Source organism: Comamonas sp. w2-DMI (genome assembly GCF_040187735.1).
Lineage (GTDB): Bacteria > Pseudomonadota > Gammaproteobacteria > Burkholderiales > Burkholderiaceae_C > Comamonas > Comamonas terrae.
Genome location: NZ_JBANEL010000038.1, coordinates 12,715 through 27,985, shown reverse-complemented (window position 1 = coordinate 27,985; position 15,271 = coordinate 12,715). Strand labels below are relative to the sequence as shown.

The 15,271-nt window shown below is 63.7% G+C and carries 18 protein-coding genes; 5 read left to right on the top strand and 13 right to left on the bottom strand.

The annotated features are described in order from the left end of the window. The 12 genes from V8Z74_RS24035 to V8Z74_RS23980 form a co-directional block, all read right to left on the bottom strand. A partial coding sequence (locus V8Z74_RS24035) for a Tn3 family transposase (RefSeq protein ID WP_349711752.1) occupies positions 1-2,825 on the bottom strand: 2,825 nt, incomplete at its 3' end. A 2-nt stretch (positions 2,826-2,827) separates the two neighbouring features. After that, a complete protein-coding gene (locus tag V8Z74_RS24030; protein WP_128003237.1) occupies positions 2,828-3,388 on the bottom strand; it encodes a recombinase family protein in 561 nt (186 codons plus the stop codon). Between the two features lie 143 nt (positions 3,389-3,531). Next, the gene (locus V8Z74_RS24025) at positions 3,532-4,494 is read right to left on the bottom strand and encodes a heavy metal translocating P-type ATPase (RefSeq protein ID WP_349711756.1); all 963 of its coding nucleotides are present in this window, start codon (positions 4,492-4,494) and stop codon (positions 3,532-3,534) included. Then, positions 4,388-5,533, bottom strand: coding sequence for an HAD-IC family P-type ATPase (locus V8Z74_RS24020; protein ID WP_349711749.1), 1,146 nt, complete (start codon positions 5,531-5,533; stop codon positions 4,388-4,390). The genes V8Z74_RS24025 and V8Z74_RS24020 overlap by 107 nt, the downstream gene beginning before the upstream one ends. A gap of 12 nt (positions 5,534-5,545) precedes the next feature. Further along, positions 5,546-5,824 carry a metal/formaldehyde-sensitive transcriptional repressor gene (locus tag V8Z74_RS24015; protein WP_349711747.1) on the bottom strand — a complete coding sequence of 93 codons (279 nt, stop codon included), beginning with the start codon at positions 5,822-5,824 and terminating at the stop codon, positions 5,546-5,548. A 960-nt stretch (positions 5,825-6,784) separates the two neighbouring features. After that, positions 6,785-7,630: a replication initiator protein A gene (locus V8Z74_RS24010; protein WP_249214464.1), complete on the bottom strand. Its 846-nt coding sequence runs from the start codon at positions 7,628-7,630 to the stop codon at positions 6,785-6,787. Between the two features lie 294 nt (positions 7,631-7,924). Beyond that, positions 7,925-8,128: a hypothetical protein gene (locus V8Z74_RS24005; protein WP_061512174.1), complete on the bottom strand. Its 204-nt coding sequence runs from the start codon at positions 8,126-8,128 to the stop codon at positions 7,925-7,927. 42 nt (positions 8,129-8,170) lie between these two features. Continuing rightward, the gene (locus V8Z74_RS24000; RefSeq protein ID WP_080445232.1) at positions 8,171-8,440 is read right to left on the bottom strand and encodes a CopG family transcriptional regulator; all 270 of its coding nucleotides are present in this window, start codon (positions 8,438-8,440) and stop codon (positions 8,171-8,173) included. Between the two features lie 14 nt (positions 8,441-8,454). After that, the gene (locus V8Z74_RS23995; RefSeq protein WP_191604244.1) at positions 8,455-9,114 is read right to left on the bottom strand and encodes a nucleotide-binding protein; all 660 of its coding nucleotides are present in this window, start codon (positions 9,112-9,114) and stop codon (positions 8,455-8,457) included. A 127-nt stretch (positions 9,115-9,241) separates the two neighbouring features. After that, positions 9,242-9,541: a hypothetical protein gene (locus V8Z74_RS23990; protein WP_170132857.1), complete on the bottom strand. Its 300-nt coding sequence runs from the start codon at positions 9,539-9,541 to the stop codon at positions 9,242-9,244. After that, positions 9,538-10,203, bottom strand: a complete 666-nt coding sequence (locus tag V8Z74_RS23985) for a recombinase family protein (protein ID WP_349711744.1) — start codon at positions 10,201-10,203, stop codon at positions 9,538-9,540. Before V8Z74_RS23985 ends, V8Z74_RS23990 begins: the two co-directional genes overlap by 4 nt. Before the next feature lie 123 nt (positions 10,204-10,326). Then, positions 10,327-10,893 (bottom strand): recombinase family protein, encoded by a 567-nt coding sequence (locus tag V8Z74_RS23980; RefSeq protein WP_349711742.1) that lies wholly within the window; start codon positions 10,891-10,893, stop codon positions 10,327-10,329. A gap of 561 nt (positions 10,894-11,454) precedes the next feature. Between V8Z74_RS23980 and V8Z74_RS23975 the strand changes: the two genes are divergently transcribed. From V8Z74_RS23975 to V8Z74_RS23955, 5 genes are read left to right on the top strand one after another with little or no spacing between them, the layout of a single operon-like run. Continuing rightward, positions 11,455-12,411, top strand: a complete 957-nt coding sequence (locus V8Z74_RS23975; protein ID WP_059318885.1) for a DNA cytosine methyltransferase — start codon at positions 11,455-11,457, stop codon at positions 12,409-12,411. Next, positions 12,411-13,274, top strand: coding sequence for an NgoMIV family type II restriction endonuclease (locus tag V8Z74_RS23970; protein WP_191604241.1), 864 nt, complete (start codon positions 12,411-12,413; stop codon positions 13,272-13,274). The genes V8Z74_RS23975 and V8Z74_RS23970 overlap by 1 nt, the downstream gene beginning before the upstream one ends. 3 nt (positions 13,275-13,277) lie before the next feature. After that, positions 13,278-13,574 (top strand): hypothetical protein, encoded by a 297-nt coding sequence (locus tag V8Z74_RS23965; RefSeq protein WP_059318886.1) that lies wholly within the window; start codon positions 13,278-13,280, stop codon positions 13,572-13,574. 10 nt (positions 13,575-13,584) lie between these two features. Next, positions 13,585-14,004, top strand: a complete 420-nt coding sequence (locus V8Z74_RS23960; RefSeq protein ID WP_111111088.1) for a very short patch repair endonuclease — start codon at positions 13,585-13,587, stop codon at positions 14,002-14,004. A 3-nt stretch (positions 14,005-14,007) separates the two neighbouring features. Beyond that, positions 14,008-14,178, top strand: coding sequence for a hypothetical protein (locus tag V8Z74_RS23955; protein WP_349711738.1), 171 nt, complete (start codon positions 14,008-14,010; stop codon positions 14,176-14,178). 128 nt (positions 14,179-14,306) lie between these two features. Here the strand turns inward: V8Z74_RS23955 and V8Z74_RS23950 are convergent, their stop codons facing one another. Next, positions 14,307-15,269, bottom strand: a complete 963-nt coding sequence (locus V8Z74_RS23950; RefSeq protein ID WP_349711754.1) for an IS5 family transposase — start codon at positions 15,267-15,269, stop codon at positions 14,307-14,309. Between the last annotated feature and the right edge of the window lie 2 nt (positions 15,270-15,271).

Genomic DNA, 15,271 nt, shown 5'->3' with positions numbered 1-15,271 from the left:
TGGCCGTTGCCACGCAGCGCGTGCGCAGCCCGTTCCAGATAGACCGTGTTCCACAACACGACGGCAGCCGTTACCAGATTGAGGCCGCTAGCCCGGTAGCGCTGCTGCTCGAAACTGCGGTCGCGGATTTCACCCAGGCGGTTGAAAAACACTGCCCTGGCCAGCGCGTTGCGCGCCTCGCCCTTGTTCAGCCCGGCATGCACGCGGCGGCGCAGCTCGACGCTTTGCAGCCAGTCCAGGATGAAGAGCGTGCGCTCGATGCGCCCCAGCTCACGCAGAGCGACGGCCAGGCCGTTCTGGCGTGGGTAGCTGCCGAGCTTCCTGAGCATCAGGGAGGCCGTCACCGTGCCCTGCTTGATCGAGGTGGCCAGCCGCAGGATTTCGTCCCAATGGGCGCGGACGTGCTTGATGTTGAGCGTGCCGCCGATCATGGGTTTCAGCGCGTCATAGGCGGCGTCGCCCTTCGGGATGTAGAGCTTGGTGTCGCCCAGGTCGCGGATGCGCGGCGCGAAGCGGAAGCCCAGGAGGTGCATCAGGGCGAAGACGTGATCGGTGAAGCCCGCCGTGTCGGTGTAATGCTCCTCGATCCGCAAGTCGGACTCGTGGTACAGCAGGCCGTCGAGCACGTAGGTCGAATCGCGCACGCCGACGTTCACGACCTTGGTGTGAAATGGCGCGTACTGGTCAGAAATGTGGGTGTAGAACGTCCGCCCTGGGCTGCTACCGTATTTCGGGTTGATGTGGCCGGTGCTCTCGGCCTTGCTGCCGGTGCGGAAGTTCTGGCCGTCCGACGATGACGTGGTGCCGTCGCCCCAGTGTTCAGCGAAAGGATGGCGGAATTGGGCATTGACCAGTTCGGCCAGCGCCGTTGAATACGTTTCGTCGCGGATGTGCCAGGCTTGCAGCCAAGCCAGCTTGGCGTAGGTCGTGCCGGGGCAAGACTCCGCCATCTTGGTCAGGCCCAGGTTGATCGCGTCGGCCAGGATCGTGGTCAGCAGCAGGTTCTTGTCCTTGGCCAGGTCGCCTGATTTCAGGTGCGCGAAGTGCCGGGTGAAGCCCGTCCATTCGTCCACCTCCAGCAGCAGTTCGGTGATCTTGACGTGCGGCAGGATCATCGCCGTCTGGTCGATCAGGGCCTGCGCGGTGTCGGGCACCGCCGCATCGAGCGGCGTGATCTTCAGGCCCGACTCGGTGATGATGGCGTCCGGCAGCTCGTTGGCCGTCGCCATGCGGTTGACGGTGGCGAGCTGCGTTTCCAGCAGCGTCAGCCGCTCATGCAGGTACTGGTCGCAGTCGGTGGCCACGGCCAGCGGCAATTCGCTGGCCAGTTTGAGGCTGGCGAATTTCGCGGGCGGCACCAGATAGTCCTCGAAGTCCTTGAACTGGCGCGAGCCTTGCACCCAGATGTCGCCGGAGCGTAGCGCGTTCTTCATCTCCGACAGCGCACACAGTTCGTAGTAGCGCCGGTCGATGCCGGTGTCGGTCATGACCAGCTTCTGCCAGCGCGGCTTGATGAACTCGGTCGGCGCGTCGGCGGGCACCTTGCGGGCGTTGTCGCTGTTCATGCCGCGCAGCACCTCGATGGCGTCGAGCACGTCCTTCGCGGCGGGAGCGGCCCGCAGCTTGAGCACGGCAAGGAATTCCGGCGCGTAGCGGCGCAGCGTGGCGTAGCTTTCGCCGATGCGGTGCAGGAAATCGAAGTCCTCGGGCTGCGCAAGCTTCTGCGCTTCGGTGACGCTCTCGGCGAAGGCATCCCAGGACATGACGGCCTCGATGGCGGCGAACGGATCGCGGCCCGCCTGCTTGGCCTCGATCAGCGCCTGGCCGATGCGGCCGAACAGCCGCACCTTGGCGTTGATCGCCTTGCCGGACGCCTGGAATTGCTGCTGATGCTTGTTCTTGGCGGCGTTGAACAGCTTGCCCAGGATGCGGTCGTGCAGGTCGATGATTTCGTCGGTGACGGTGGCCATGCCCTCGATGGCAAGCGCCACCAGGGTGGCATAGCGTCGCTGCGCCTCGAACTTGGCCAGGTCGGCGGGCGTCATCTGGCCACCCTCACGGGCGATCTTGAGCAGGCGGTTCTGGTGCACCGACCGCTCGATGCCAGAAGGCAGGTCGAGCGCCTGCCACGCTTTGAGGCGTTCGATGTGTTCCAGCATGTGCCGCGAATTCGGTTTGACGGGCGATTGGCGCAGCCAGACCAGCCAGGTCGTTTTGCCGTTGTCCCGACGCTTGAGCAGATCGTCGAGGCGGCGGCGATGCGCGTCCGACAGCGGTTCGGCCAAGGCATCGTAGATGCGCCGGTTGGCGCGGGTGATTGCTTCGGCGCTCGCCCGCTCGACGGCGTTGAGGGCAGGCAGAATGACCGACTGCTGTCGCAGGTGCTCGATCAAGGTGCTGGCCAGCACGATGCCCTTGTCGGTCTGCAAGGCCATCTCGGTCAGCAACTGGACGGCCTGCCGGTAGTGGCCCATCGTGAACGGCTGGAAGCCGAACACCGTTTGCAGCTCGACCAGGTGCTCGCGTCGGGTCTGCTCACGCTGCCCGTACTCGTCCCAGCTTTCGATGCTGACCTTGAGCTGGTCTGCGACCAATTTCAGCAAGGGCGGAAACGGTGGCTCATCAACGCCCAGGATGACGCCGGGAAAGCGCAGGTAGCAAAGCTGCACGGCGAAGCCCAGGCGGTTGGCCGGGCCGCGCCGCTGCCGGACGATGGACAGGTCGGTGTCGCTGAACGTGTAGTGACGGATCAACTCCTCCTTGGTCTCCGGCAAGGCCAGCAGGCTTTCCCGCTCGGCGGCGGACAGGATCGAGCGACGTGGCATAGTTACTGATCCGTTCTCAAGTATTGGTACAGGGTTTCGCGGCTGATTCCGAATTCGCGAGCCAGCTTGGTCTTTTGCTCGCCCGCCTCGGCGCGTTGCTGTAGCTCGGCAATGCGTTCGGGCGACAACGCCTTCTTGCGGCCACGGTAGGCACCGCGCTGCTTGGCGAGCGCGATGCCCTCACGCTGCCGCTCACGAATCAGGGCGCGCTCGAACTCGGCAAACGCGCCCATCACCGAGAGCATCAGGTTCGCCATCGGCGAGTCCTCGCCGGTGAAAGTCAAATGCTCCTTCACAAACTCGATGCGCACACCGCGCTGGGTGAGGCCCTGTACCAGGCGACGCAGGTCGTCGAGGTTGCGCGCCAGACGATCCATGCTGTGCACAACCACCGTATCGCCCTCGCGCACGAAGGCCAGCAGCCGTTCCAGTTCAGGCCGCCGGGTGTCCTTGCCCGACGCCTTGTCGGTGAACACCTTGTCTACCCGGACGTGTTCGAGCTGCCGTTCCGGGTTCTGGTCGAAGCTGCTGACGCGGGCGTAACCGATGCGCTGGCCGTGCAAGGTATCCTCCTGAGGGAAATGTGTCAGGAAGAAATCTATGACCCTTGACGGTGCGTGTCAAACAATTCGCAAGATGACTCTATTCTGACGCTTCCGCGCCGGGTGGTCAGACGCCAAGTTAGGGTATAGCTCAAGCTGACGCCTCAGGTTGCCGCATTCGTTCTTTCCGACTCTGGCAATGCCGCACTGGCCCCGTCGTTTGCGCGGGCCGGCAGGAGCCTTGCCGAGTTCAGGATGAAAGTCAGCTCCGAGGCGACGTGGATGAACGCAGCCACCAACGGATTGAGCAACCCGAACGCCGCCAGTCCGATGCCTAGGAGATCGACACCGATCGTGCCTGCGAAATTGGCCCAGATGATCCGCCGCGTGCGGCGTGCGATCACAAGCATTTCGACGAATTTCTCCAGGTCGTTACCCAGCAACACCACGTCAGCGCTCTCTCGCGCCACGTCGGTGCCCGAGCCCATCGCCACGCCGACCTGGGCCTCGATAAGCGCCGGGGCGTCGTTGACACCATCGCCCACCATCGCCACGATGCGGCCCGCGCCAACGAGACGCTGTACATATTGGCGCTTGTCCTCCGGCAACATGTCAGCGGCCACCTCCTGCATCCCTAACTGGGTGGCCATCGCCTCAGCGACCACCTTGGTGTCACCGGTGAGGAGCACCGTGCGTATGCCCAGGGCGTGAATCGCAGCGACGGCTTTGCGGGCTTCCAGGCGTGCGCGGTCCGCAACCGCAATAGCCCCCAGCAACCTTTGACCGCGTGCGACGAATACCTCGGACGCCTCCGGGTGGGCGACGAGCAAGCCGTCGGGAACCGCAATGCCGTGGTCGCGCATGAGGGCGAGATTGCCGACCAGCACGCGTTCACCGCTCACGGTTGCGTCGATGCCGCGCCCTGGCGTGTATCCGAAGCGCTCCGGTTCAGCAATGATCCGACCTGTCGCCTGGGCATGTGCGACGATGGTCTTGCCCAGCGGATGTTCCGAACGCAATTCAGCAGCGGCGGCTGCATCGAGCAGCTCGCCTTCCTCCACGCCAGGGGCCGGCAGAAGGGCTTGGACCTCCGGCTGCCCGTAGGTCAGCGTGCCCGTTTTGTCCATGACGACGGTATTCACCTGGCCGAGCTGCTCGAGGAAAAGCCCCCCCCTTGACGATGGCGCCGGCGCGCGCGGCGCGACCGATCGCCCCGAGAATGGCCAGCGGTGTGCCTGCCGCGATGCCGCAGGCGCCCGCAACGATCACCACCGAGATCGTCGAACGGATGTCGCGCGTCAGGAGCCAGGTGAGCACCGCCGCAGCAAGCGCGATATAGACGAGGTAGCCAGCCATCCGGTCCGCCAAACGTTGGACCGGGGCGCGCGAGCGCTCGGCCTGCTCGACGGCCTCGATGATCTTGCCGAAGCTGGTATCGCGACCAATGCGCTCGGCACGGATTTCCAATGCACCCGACTGGTTGATCGAGCCGGCGAACACGCTGTTGCCAGCCGTTTTTTCCATGGGCAGCGATTCACCGGTGATGCGCGACTGGTCGACGAACGAGTGGCCAGCAAGCACGGTGCCGTCCACCGGTATGCGCCCGCCCGGACTGACCAGGACGGCGTCGCCCACTGCCAACGCGTCGGCATCGACCTCCGAAACGCTGCCGGCGCGGCGCACCGACACCGCACGCGGCAGAAAGTCGAGCAGATCGCGGATCGCACGTCGGCCGCGCGAGACCGTCATACCTTCCAGCACTTCCGCCACCAGCACGAACAGCGTGATGACCAAGGCGGTAAAGAACTCCGAAATGGCCGCCGCCGCGACGATGGCAATCGACATGGACAACTCCATGGTCATGCGCCGCGCGATGAGGTTTTCGAATGCCTCCTTGAAGATCGGCCAACCGCCGACCGCAAGGCCCACCACACCAATCAGGCTAACCGCCGAGAACGGCTCCCACAGCCGGAACCAAACGGCTGCGGCGGCCAGCGCGACCACCGCAATACGGAGCATTTCCGGCCACTCGAAGGCATGATCGTGGTCGTGATGATGCTCATCATCATGGTCGTGGTGGTGCTCGTGTGCTGCCGGAGCCGTGGTCCCCTGCCTGGCTTGGTCTGCTAAGTCCGGCGCAAACGGATGATCATGTCGTTGATTCATGGTGCAAATTCCCTATTTGAGATAGGCGCGCAGCACGTCGATCAGCTCGTCGGCGCCCTGACTGCGTTCCGCTTCGTTGGTGATCGCCGGGCTGGCGATGTGTGTCTGGATGTGGTCTTCGATGACTTCTGTCATCAGGCCGTTCATGGCGCCGCGCACGGCCGCGATCTGATGCAGCACTTCGGCGCACCCCTTCTCGGCTTCGAGTGCGCGCTCCAGCGCCTCGACCTGGCCACGGATGCGGCGCACGCGGCCGAGTAGCTTGGTCTTTTCGCGGACGGTGTGGCTCACGGGCAGCTCCTGCGTAAATAAGATAGGTGGGTATGGTATCAGAGGCGCAGGCAAAAAGCCATTGATGCCAGTTAGTGCAGCCTTGAACTCTTAGCGTGCTTTGTTTTCCGTTTTCTGAGGCGACCCCCCGTAGAGGCGTTTTCAGGGGTCGGCCGACCCTTTCCCCCGTCTGCGCCCGGCTTCGTGCGTCCTGGGCGCTCCTGGACAGCCTGGGCGCGGTGCCCTGCCCTGGGCCTGCATCGTCATTCCTGGCGATGCGAGCTCGAGCGCCGGCGGCCGTCATCGCCGGAAGTGGCGAAGCTGGCCAGCTCGTCGGCCTGGTCGGCGTTGCCGCCCTTCCCTCTTGGCGTCCAACCTGCGGCCGTCACGCCAGCGCTGGCGTTTGAGGTTGGGCACGGCCTCGGCAAACCGCTTTTCCTTGCTAAACCTGGCTTTTCTTGGCTTTCGAGCTGCTGCGGCGCTCGATGAGGGCGAGGGGGTGGAGCTGGTACTGGCGCGGCTGCGGCCGCGCCTTTGGTAAGCAGCCTGGCCGTAGGCCAGCACGATTGCCGGGAGGGGGAGCCGCGAAGCGGGGGAACCCCGCAGGGGTGCCCCGCCGAAGGCGCAGGCCGACGCCGTAGGCGGCGGGGCGAAGGGAGCGAAGCGACCGGAGGGCAGGTGCGCCCGTAGGGCGCTTGGGCGGTTCGATCTGGCCGCGACTTATGCACAGGCCAGGCGGGTTTTAAGAGTTTTTATATGTTTTAAAGAGTTTTAGCCGGGAAAATCGGCAGTTTTCCATTACTAATCAATGACTTGCGAATGTGGCCGGTGTGTAATAGACGGGTTCGGGTGGGTGATAGACGGAAGCCGGTGTGTAATAGACGGGTTCGGGTGGGTAATCGACGGACTATCCACAAGCCAGGGGCTGTTCCTGCCTGAACAGGCGTTAGGACATTTTGCCCTAGCGCCGATCTCCGTCTATTACACACCGGACGGCGGCGGCAGCGCCTCGTCGGCGCGGTCGCGGTAGATCATCACCAGCAGCGGGCCGCCCTGCCCTGCTTCCTCTCGCAGCTCGTATTCGGGCAGGTCGTTGGCCTCGATGATGTTGCGCAGGATGCGGCGAAACTCCTTGAACGTGCCCGCGCTGCCGCTGCGCTCGTAGATCGTCTGGAAAGCCCATTTCGCTTCACCCTTGCCAGCCGCTCGGCGAGCTAGGCGATAGACGAACCGACCGATGCCTGGGTCAATCAGGAAGTAGTCGGGATGCACGGTCAGCACGTCCGGCCGCTTGCCTTCTGTGACTTCACGGTAAAGCCACTTCGGGGCCTCGATCTCGACGGACGCAATCTTGCCGTTCTCTGTATAGGACAGCACCTTGTAACTGCTTACCAAGCCTTCGGCCTCGACCTCGCGCATGGGCCGCCGGCCGTTGGCGGATGGCCGCTCGCGCACGTTCTTGATGGTCGTGCCCTTGAGCCGGTCTAGCGCCCCTTCCACTTCATCCGCCTGACGGCCGCCGTCGCCACGGCGGCAAAACTTGAGAATGTCACTCACATGGGGCCGGTAGGTGCGGCCTGGCTTCTCGCCCCTGCCCTCGCGGTAGCGGTTCATGGCTTCGGTCAGGTGCGAAACCATCATCAGCACCAGGTCGTAATCCCAAACGGACGCCATGCCGTCCGGGCCTGCCTTCACCTCCACGTAACCATCGGACAGTTCGTAGCGGATGACCCCGCCGGCGCGCTTGTCCTTTTTGGACAGGCGGAACACAGCCACGTCCATGATGCTGCGGGAATCCTTGGTGCCCACGTCGTAGAGCGACGGCACGAAAAAATCGGGCTGCTCGTCGCCGGTCGGCGGCTTGCGGATAGACGGCGAAGGGGGGGGGCGATTTAACGGGGCTGCTGGCGTTGCGCTCGCGGTCGGCGCGGGCGTCCTCGTCGCGCAGCCTAGCGGCTACCTGCTCCTTGGACTCGCCCGGCCGTGCGGCGGCCTCGATGCGCTTCTGTTGCTTCGCATCGATCCCGGCTTTCAGCTTCTCCAAGGAAGCGCCCAGGGAACCGCCCAATAGGTCGCCGATCTGCTGCGGCCCTTTCCCGCGTTGGTTGTTCATGCCGTCTCCTAAGCCTTCGGCCGCCGCCACGGTGCCGACCCTATGGGCTTCACGCGGCCGGATTCGAGCGGCACCAGCCAAATGCCATTGAGCTGCCACGGCGCCGGCAAACCGAGCTGCGCGTTTTCGCGGGCCGCTTGGGCCAGGTTCTGCGCTATCCGCCCGGCCTTCTTCGCCCTGGTTTTAGCCGCTAAAGCGGCGCAAATGCTCATGGATTGCCCTTGGATATTACTTTCATTCTCTTTGAACTCCTTTTAGCTCTGGAAAATATCGCCTTCCAAGGCGCGGAAAATCGCCATGTTGATGACGGCGGCGCGGGCCTGGCCGGTGCGCTTGGCGACTTCATCGACCTTGCGCAGAAGCTCGGGCGCAATGGTCAAGGTGATCTGCCGTTTGTGGCCCTTGGGGATGCCCTTCTCATAGGCGGCCGCCGGCGCGGCCTTGCTGGCGTCGGGTGCGCCCTGGATGAAAGCATCCTGGGCGGCGGTTGCCGGGGCGGTCTTGGGTTTGCGCTGTATTGACATGCTAAAAACTCCCGTTAGGCGATTTGTTGGATATTAAAAAGCGATGAAACGAGACTATCAATCTCGGCTATCGCCTTCGGGTCGCGGGGGGCCAGCTCGGACACGGCCAGGCCCGCGCCGCCGGCATTACTGAACGCTTTGCGCCGCCGGATCGGGGTTGCCAGGTACTCGAACTGTGGAACCTCGGCCACGGCTGCCGCCGCGTCGGCGTTGTCGGCCGAGTGCTCGCCGGGGTCGGCTTGGTTCATCACGGCGAAGGCGCGCAAGCCGTCGCGCACGCTCCGGGCCTCATCCACCAGCGCCGCCATGTCATCGAGCGCCCACACGTCATAGGAACGCGGCGCGAACGGCACCAGCAGCACATCGGACAAGATCAGCGCCGCCCGCAGCGCGGTCGAGTCGCGGCCGCCGGCATCGATGATGATGTCCTGCCACTTGTCCCGCTGCTGCTGAACCTGGCCGCGCAGGGTCGGGCCGTCCGCGTATTGCGCACAGGCAATCCCCGGTTGCCGGCCACTCTCGGCCCGCGCGGCGATGGCCGCCGCTGCCGTGCCCTGGCGGTCGCCGTCGATCAGCCACACGTCGCGCCCTGCCAAGGCGCGGGCGATGGCGAGCTGAACGGCCAACGTCGTCTTGCCGACGCCGCCCTTGGTGTTTCCTACTGTAATAATCACATTGGCACCTCAGAAGAATATTAACTGACAGTGCCTAATTGTGCCGACCAGGCTCGGTTGCGTCAATAGGGTTAGCGCACTTTTTGAACGTTCTTTTAATATTAAAAGCGACCGTTAAAAACGGTCTTTAGCGGCTAAAGTCCTGCGCCTCCCATAGCGCCCGATAGGCCGCCTCGTCGGCGGTCGGCTCGCGGTCGAGCTGTTCCAGCAGCCAGGCCACGCCGGCGGCCATCGCTTCGTCGTGGTCGAGATACCGGCCATCGAGCGCGGCATACATACCGCCTTGCCTGGTGGTCACTTCCCAAGCCTGGCCGTCATGGGTGCGGCACACGGCATAGGCGAAGTAATCCCCCTTGGCGTCCATCTCGTCGTGGGCTGCTTGCAGCTCGGGCCGAAGCGGGGGCAAGGGATAGTGTCCGTTTCTCATGCCTTCATGCCCTCCTGGTCGCCGGCGGCCAGCGCGTCGGCCCCGGTCAATGCGTCCTCAACAAACGCGCCGCGCCGGCGGGCCTCGGCCTGGCTGGTTTCCTGGCCGCGCAGCGCCCGGTAAAGGGTTGCCCGATGCACGCCCAGCAGCTCGGCCGTTTCGGCCGCCGTGCGGCCGGCGGCCAGCAGCTCGCGGGCGTGTTCGACCTGGCCGGGGGTGAGGGTAGGGCGGCGACCGAACTGCACGCCTCGCGCCTTGGCCGCCTCGCGGCCGTTCCTGGTGCGGTCGATGATTAGGGAACGCTCGAACTCGGCGATGCCGGCAAACACGGTCAGCACCATGCGCCCGGCCGGGGTGGTGGTGTCTGCCCACGGTTCAGCCAGCGAGCGCAGGCCCGCGCCTTTCGCCTGCAACTGCTCGGCAATGTCTAGCAGGTCGCGGGTGCTACGGGCCAGCCTGTCCAGCCGCGTGACCGTCACCACGTCGCCGGCGCGTAGGTGGTCGAGCATCCGGCCCAGCTCCGGCCGCTTGGCATGGGTGCCGGTGATCTTCTCGGCAAAGATGCGCGTGCAGCCGGCGGCGTGCAGCTCGGCGCGTTGGTTCGTCAAATCCTGGTCGTCAGTCGATACCCTGGCGTAACCGATCATCGGCTTGTCTTTCATGGTGCGCCCTTCGTTGCAAATATCGTCGCAAATAATAGACCATTTGCGACTGACTTTTGCAACGCGATGACGCCAGAGAAAAGGGCAGGGCGTGTCATTTTCAGAAGGTGACTGCACGGAATGTCAGGAGTCGGCAGCACTCGCACCTTGCAGGGCAGCGTATAGGGCGGTTTTGCTGACCTTGAGCCGCGCCGCAGCCTCACGAACGTTCAACCCGTTGGCGATGTGCTCCCGCGCCCGCTGCAACTTGTCAGCGGTGACAACCGGCTTGCGTCCGCCCTTGCGCCCACGTGCCGCCGCTGCCGACAACCCGGCTTTCGTGCGCTCGCGGATCAAGTCGCGCTCGAACTGGCCCAATGCGCCGAACACATGGAAGATGAGCCGCCCGCCTGGCGTGGTGGTGTCGATGGCTTCCGTCAACGAACGGAACCCGACACCGCGCCCTTCCAAGGCTGCGACTGTCTCAATCAGATGCGGCAGGGAGCGCCCGAGCCGATCCAGCCGCCACACGACCAAAGCATCCCCTTCCCGCACATAGGCCAAGGCCGCTGTCAGGCCGGGCCGGTCGGCTTTGGCCCCGGAAACCGTATCCTCAAAAATCCGTTTGCAGCCCGCCTTGTTCAGCGCGTCCGTCTGTAAGGCGGTGTCCTGTTCCGCCGTCGATACCCGCGCATAGCCGATCAGTGCCATTGCAGCCCCTTTTGTCCGTCATTCCGTCCGCTTATCTTAACGTCCGAAAACCCATTGATAAAGCACGTTTACGGACAATGTCCGACATGACCGACTAATGATCGTTTGACGGACAACAAGGATTTTCGTGCAGGTGAGTTCTGGGCTGCTGCTACGACCGGTGCATAGGGCTGCTGACAAACGTCGATCATGAGTCCTCTACACCCATGGCGGCTGGCCCAATGACCTGGTGCAGTCGCCTTCTGAAAATGACAGGGCGGGGCGTGTCGCACAAATTAGGACTTATGCGACACGCCGGCTAACTTTTTGGATACACAAACGTGTATCCATGCGATACTGTCGCCCTATGTCGAGCAAAGACGTTGGCCTCCGTATCCGTGTTGAAAGGGAACTCCGCGAGGCGTTCCAAGGGGCCTGTCTGGCTGAAAACCGGAATGCATCGGAAGTGCTGCGCGAGTTCATGCAGGCGTTCGCCGACAGGCACCAAGGCGGCTTACAACCGGATATGTTCGCGGCACCGGCAGCCAGAAAGCCACGTCAATCAACCAAGAGAAAAGCGATATGAGCCAATTCAATTCTTTGGAAATGTGCGCAGGGGCAGGGGGCCAGGCGCTCGGCCTGGAAATGGCTGGCTTCGATCATGCGGCCCTGGTCGAACTGGAACCGGCAGCATGTGCAACGCTGCGGCTCAACCGCCCGGCCTGGAACGTCATTGAGGAAGACTTACGCCGCTTCGATGGCCGCCCCTACCAGGGCATTGACCTGGTGGCCGGCGGCGTGCCGTGCCCGCCGTTCTCCAAGGCTGGAAAGCAGCTCGGCGCAAAGGATGAGCGCGACCTGTTCCCCGAAGCTATCCGCCTGGTCGATGAGTGCCGCCCGCAAGCCGTGATGCTTGAGAACGTGCGCGGCCTGCTCGATGCCGTCTTTGACGACTACCGGAACAAGGTCGAAAAGCAGCTCAAGAAGCTGGGCTATGTGCCTGGTTGGCGGCTGCTCAATGCCTCGGACTATGGCGTTTCCCAGCTCCGTCCGCGTGTGGTGTTCGTGGGCATCCGCAAAGACCTGGCCGCCGGGTTCTCCTGGCCGGAACCTCTCAAGACTGAACCGCCGACTGTGGGCGAATTGCTGCACGATCTCATGGCCGCCAACGGCTGGCGTGGCGCTGACCGCTGGCGCGAACAGGCCAGCACCATTGCCCCGACCTTGGTAGGCGGCTCCAAGAAGCACGGCGGGCCAGACCTCGGCCCGACTCGCGCAAAACGCGCCTGGGCCGCCCTCGGCGTAGATGGCATGGGGTTGTGGGACGAGGCCCCGCCGCGTGACTTCGTGGGCATGCCGCGCCTGACGCCGCGCATGACGGCACGGATTCAGGGCTTCCCCGATGACTGGCAGTTCTACGGGCGCAAGACGGCCGCCTATCGCCAGATCGGCAACGCCTTCCCGCCGCCGGTCGCTGCGGCCGTGGCCCGTCAGATATTCGCGGCCCTGTCCGTGAAGCGCATTTTCAAGGTGGCGTGATGACGACGGCCGCCGGCTTCGTGGAAGCCCGCAAGGCGTTCCATGCCTCGCTGCTTCAATCAACCCTGACCATCAACAGCGCGGGGGTGGTCAGCAACGCCGACAGCAGCAACACGACGAGCAAGGCGATTGCCAAGGGCATTGCCGATCTGCTCAAGGCCGAAACCATCGGGGAGCGGATCGCGGGCCAGACCTCGGGCAACCAGTTCGAGGGCATTTGCGCGGCCTTCGTGCAGGAAACCTTCCTCAAGCTGGGGCACCTCCGCCCCGGCACCTGGGACGTGCATCAAGTCTCCGGCCGCAATCGCTTGGAAATCGCCCGGTATGAGCAATACGCGCACCTGGTCGCCCTTGACCGGGCTGCCAAGGCCGATGCCGAACTGGCCGCCGCCCTGGGAAGCGACTACACCATCACGCCGGATATCGTGGTCGTGCGCGACACCGAGGACGACGGCACCATCAATGCGCCGGCGTGCCTGGTCGATGACACCGTGACCACGCTTGCCAGCCTGCGGAAGAAAAACGGCGGCCTGCCGCTGCTGCATGCAAGCATTTCCTGCAAGTGGACGATCCGCAGCGACCGGGCGCAAAACGCCCGTTCCGAAGCGTTGAACCTGGTACGCAACCGCAAGGGCCGTCTGCCGCATGTGGTGGTCGTCACGGCCGAACCAACACCGAGCCGCCTGGCATCTATCGCCCTGGGCACGGGGGACATTGATTGCGTGTATCACTTCGCCCTGTATGAGCTGCAAGCTACCGTGAAAGACCTGGGCATGGACGATGCGGCCGACCTCCTGGCGGTGATGGTCGATGGCAAGCGCCTGAAGGACATTTCAGACCTGCCGCTTGACCTGGCAGTGTGAGCCATGACGGCCGGCCAGCGCGAACAGGACGAGGCCGCCGGCGGGCCTGAGCGGCGCGAGCTGCGCCTAGCCGATGGAACGGTCGTCACGGCCTCGGTAGCTGCCCGGCACTATTCCCGCTCGCATCAGTTGTACGGCTATCTGCAATTCAAGGCCCACGGAAAGACCGTTACCAAGTACATCGGCCGCGTGACGGCCGAAAGCCGGGCCGAGTCCCTGCGCCTGGGCTGGGAGCTGCTGCGCTCGCGGAAGCTGGTCGAGTCTTTCGGCTGGTCGTGGGTCGTGAAGCGGGGCAAGTAGGGGCCAGCGCATGGGGATGAACCGCAGCGAGAACATGCGGCGCATCCGCAGCAAGAACACCGCCCCGGAAATGGCCGTGCGCCGCCTGGCGCATGGCCTGGGCTACCGCTACCGGCTGCACCGCAAGGACATTCCCGGCAAGCCCGACCTGGTGTTTCCCGGCCGCCGGAAAGTGATCTTCATTCACGGCTGTTTCTGGCATCAGCATCCGGGGTGCAGGGAAGGGCGGCCGCCCAAGTCGAATGCCGCCTACTGGCTTCCCAAGCTCGAACGCAACATAGAGCGCGACAAGGCCGCGCTTGCGCAGCTCGCCGCCGCTAGGTGGGAAGTGCTGGTGATTTGGGAGTGCGAAACCAAGAACCATGAGGCCACGCGCCAAGCCCTGCTAGATTTCCTAGGGCCGCCGCACCTGGCCGGAAAGGGGCAATAGGACATGGGCAGGAAGAAAACCGAAGAAGCGATTGCAGATAGCCGCGTCGGCCGCGTTGCCGGGCCGTTCGGCTCGGTCGATGAGCTGCTGGCCGATCTGAAAGCTGACGACACGCCGGAGAACCTGGAAAGCTGGCTGCATGAGAAGGATGTCCTGAACAACTCGAATTCGTGAGTGCTACAAGGCCACCGGTTTCAGATAGTGCGATGGATGGCGTTTAGCCAGCGTTTTCGCACCACTTTCCACGCCCATTAAGGCCATTTGCCCCGCCTTTGCGGCCATTTGCCTGTCTTCAGGCGCACTCATCCCTGCGCCGCCAGCAGTTGGTGGCGCACCATCCACAGGTTCGATAGCGCAAACAGCGTCTTGAGCTGCAGCGTGTTCTTCTTGAGACCCCGGTAGCGCACCTTGGTGTATCCAAACTGCCTCTTGATCACCCTAAACGGGTGCTCCACCTTGGCCCGGATACTTGCCTTGATCTTCTCTACTTGGTCTATGAGCGCGTCAACGGGGTTGTTCTCTTTGTCCAGCGCTCTGCGCTTGCCTGGACGCATCGCGATGTGCCAGGTGACGTCCTTCTTTGCATCCGGGCGCTTGTCTATACCTTGGTAGCCTGCATCACCAAACCCGTCTGTCTCCTGCCCGTGCAGCAAGCTGTTGCCCTCTACAACGTCGGCCACGTTACCCGAGGTGCCTATGACGGTATGCACGAGTCCCGAGTCTGCATCCACGCCGATATGGGCCTTCATGCCAAAGTGCCACTCGTTGCCCTTTTGGCTCGAATGCATCTCTGGGTCGCGTTTCTTGTCCTTGTTCTTGGTGGAGCTGGGCGCTGCAATCAAGGTGGCATCCACCGCAGTGCCTGCCTTGAGCAACAAGCCCTGGGCTGCCAGAAGCTCGTTGACAGTGGCCAGAATCTGCTCGGCCAGCTTGTGTTTCTCCAGCCGGTGGCGAAACCTCAGGATGGTGCTCTCGTCAGGCACCCTCCCATGGGCATCAAGACTTGCAAACTCCCGGTAGATCGGGGTGTCAAAGAAGGCCTCTTCCATCGCCAGATCTGACAGGGTGAACCACTGCTGCATGCAGTGGATACGCAGCATGGTCTCCAGGGCAAAGGGTGGGCGGCCGTTCTTGCCTTCGGGGTAATAGGGCGCAATGAGTTCGACCAGAGCAGCCCAGGGAACCACCCGATCCATCTGGGTCAGCAGTTCTTGCTTGCGGGTCTTCTTGGTACTCAGGTTCAGGTCAAGGCTGCTTTGCTTCATGG

What these genes read in the sequence shown, in the direction of transcription:
- V8Z74_RS23950 (WP_349711754.1), bottom strand. Translation starts at nt 15,269, where the DNA reads ATGAAGCAAAGCAGCCTTGACCTGAACCTGAGTACCAAGAAGACCCGC.
- V8Z74_RS24000 (WP_080445232.1), bottom strand. Translation starts at nt 8,440, where the DNA reads ATGTCAATACAGCGCAAACCCAAGACCGCCCCGGCAACCGCCGCCCAG.
- V8Z74_RS23985 (WP_349711744.1), bottom strand. Translation starts at nt 10,203, where the DNA reads ATGAAAGACAAGCCGATGATCGGTTACGCCAGGGTATCGACTGACGAC.
- V8Z74_RS23955 (WP_349711738.1), top strand. Translation starts at nt 14,008, where the DNA reads ATGGGCAGGAAGAAAACCGAAGAAGCGATTGCAGATAGCCGCGTCGGC.
- V8Z74_RS23975 (WP_059318885.1), top strand. Translation starts at nt 11,455, where the DNA reads ATGAGCCAATTCAATTCTTTGGAAATGTGCGCAGGGGCAGGGGGCCAG.
- V8Z74_RS23980 (WP_349711742.1), bottom strand. Translation starts at nt 10,893, where the DNA reads ATGGCACTGATCGGCTATGCGCGGGTATCGACGGCGGAACAGGACACC.
- V8Z74_RS23990 (WP_170132857.1), bottom strand. Translation starts at nt 9,541, where the DNA reads ATGAGAAACGGACACTATCCCTTGCCCCCGCTTCGGCCCGAGCTGCAA.
- V8Z74_RS23965 (WP_059318886.1), top strand. Translation starts at nt 13,278, where the DNA reads ATGACGGCCGGCCAGCGCGAACAGGACGAGGCCGCCGGCGGGCCTGAG.
- V8Z74_RS24005 (WP_061512174.1), bottom strand. Translation starts at nt 8,128, where the DNA reads ATGAGCATTTGCGCCGCTTTAGCGGCTAAAACCAGGGCGAAGAAGGCC.
- V8Z74_RS23970 (WP_191604241.1), top strand. Translation starts at nt 12,411, where the DNA reads ATGACGACGGCCGCCGGCTTCGTGGAAGCCCGCAAGGCGTTCCATGCC.
- V8Z74_RS24020 (WP_349711749.1), bottom strand. Translation starts at nt 5,533, where the DNA reads ATGAATCAACGACATGATCATCCGTTTGCGCCGGACTTAGCAGACCAA.
- V8Z74_RS24025 (WP_349711756.1), bottom strand. Translation starts at nt 4,494, where the DNA reads ATGGACAAAACGGGCACGCTGACCTACGGGCAGCCGGAGGTCCAAGCC.
- V8Z74_RS23960 (WP_111111088.1), top strand. Translation starts at nt 13,585, where the DNA reads ATGGGGATGAACCGCAGCGAGAACATGCGGCGCATCCGCAGCAAGAAC.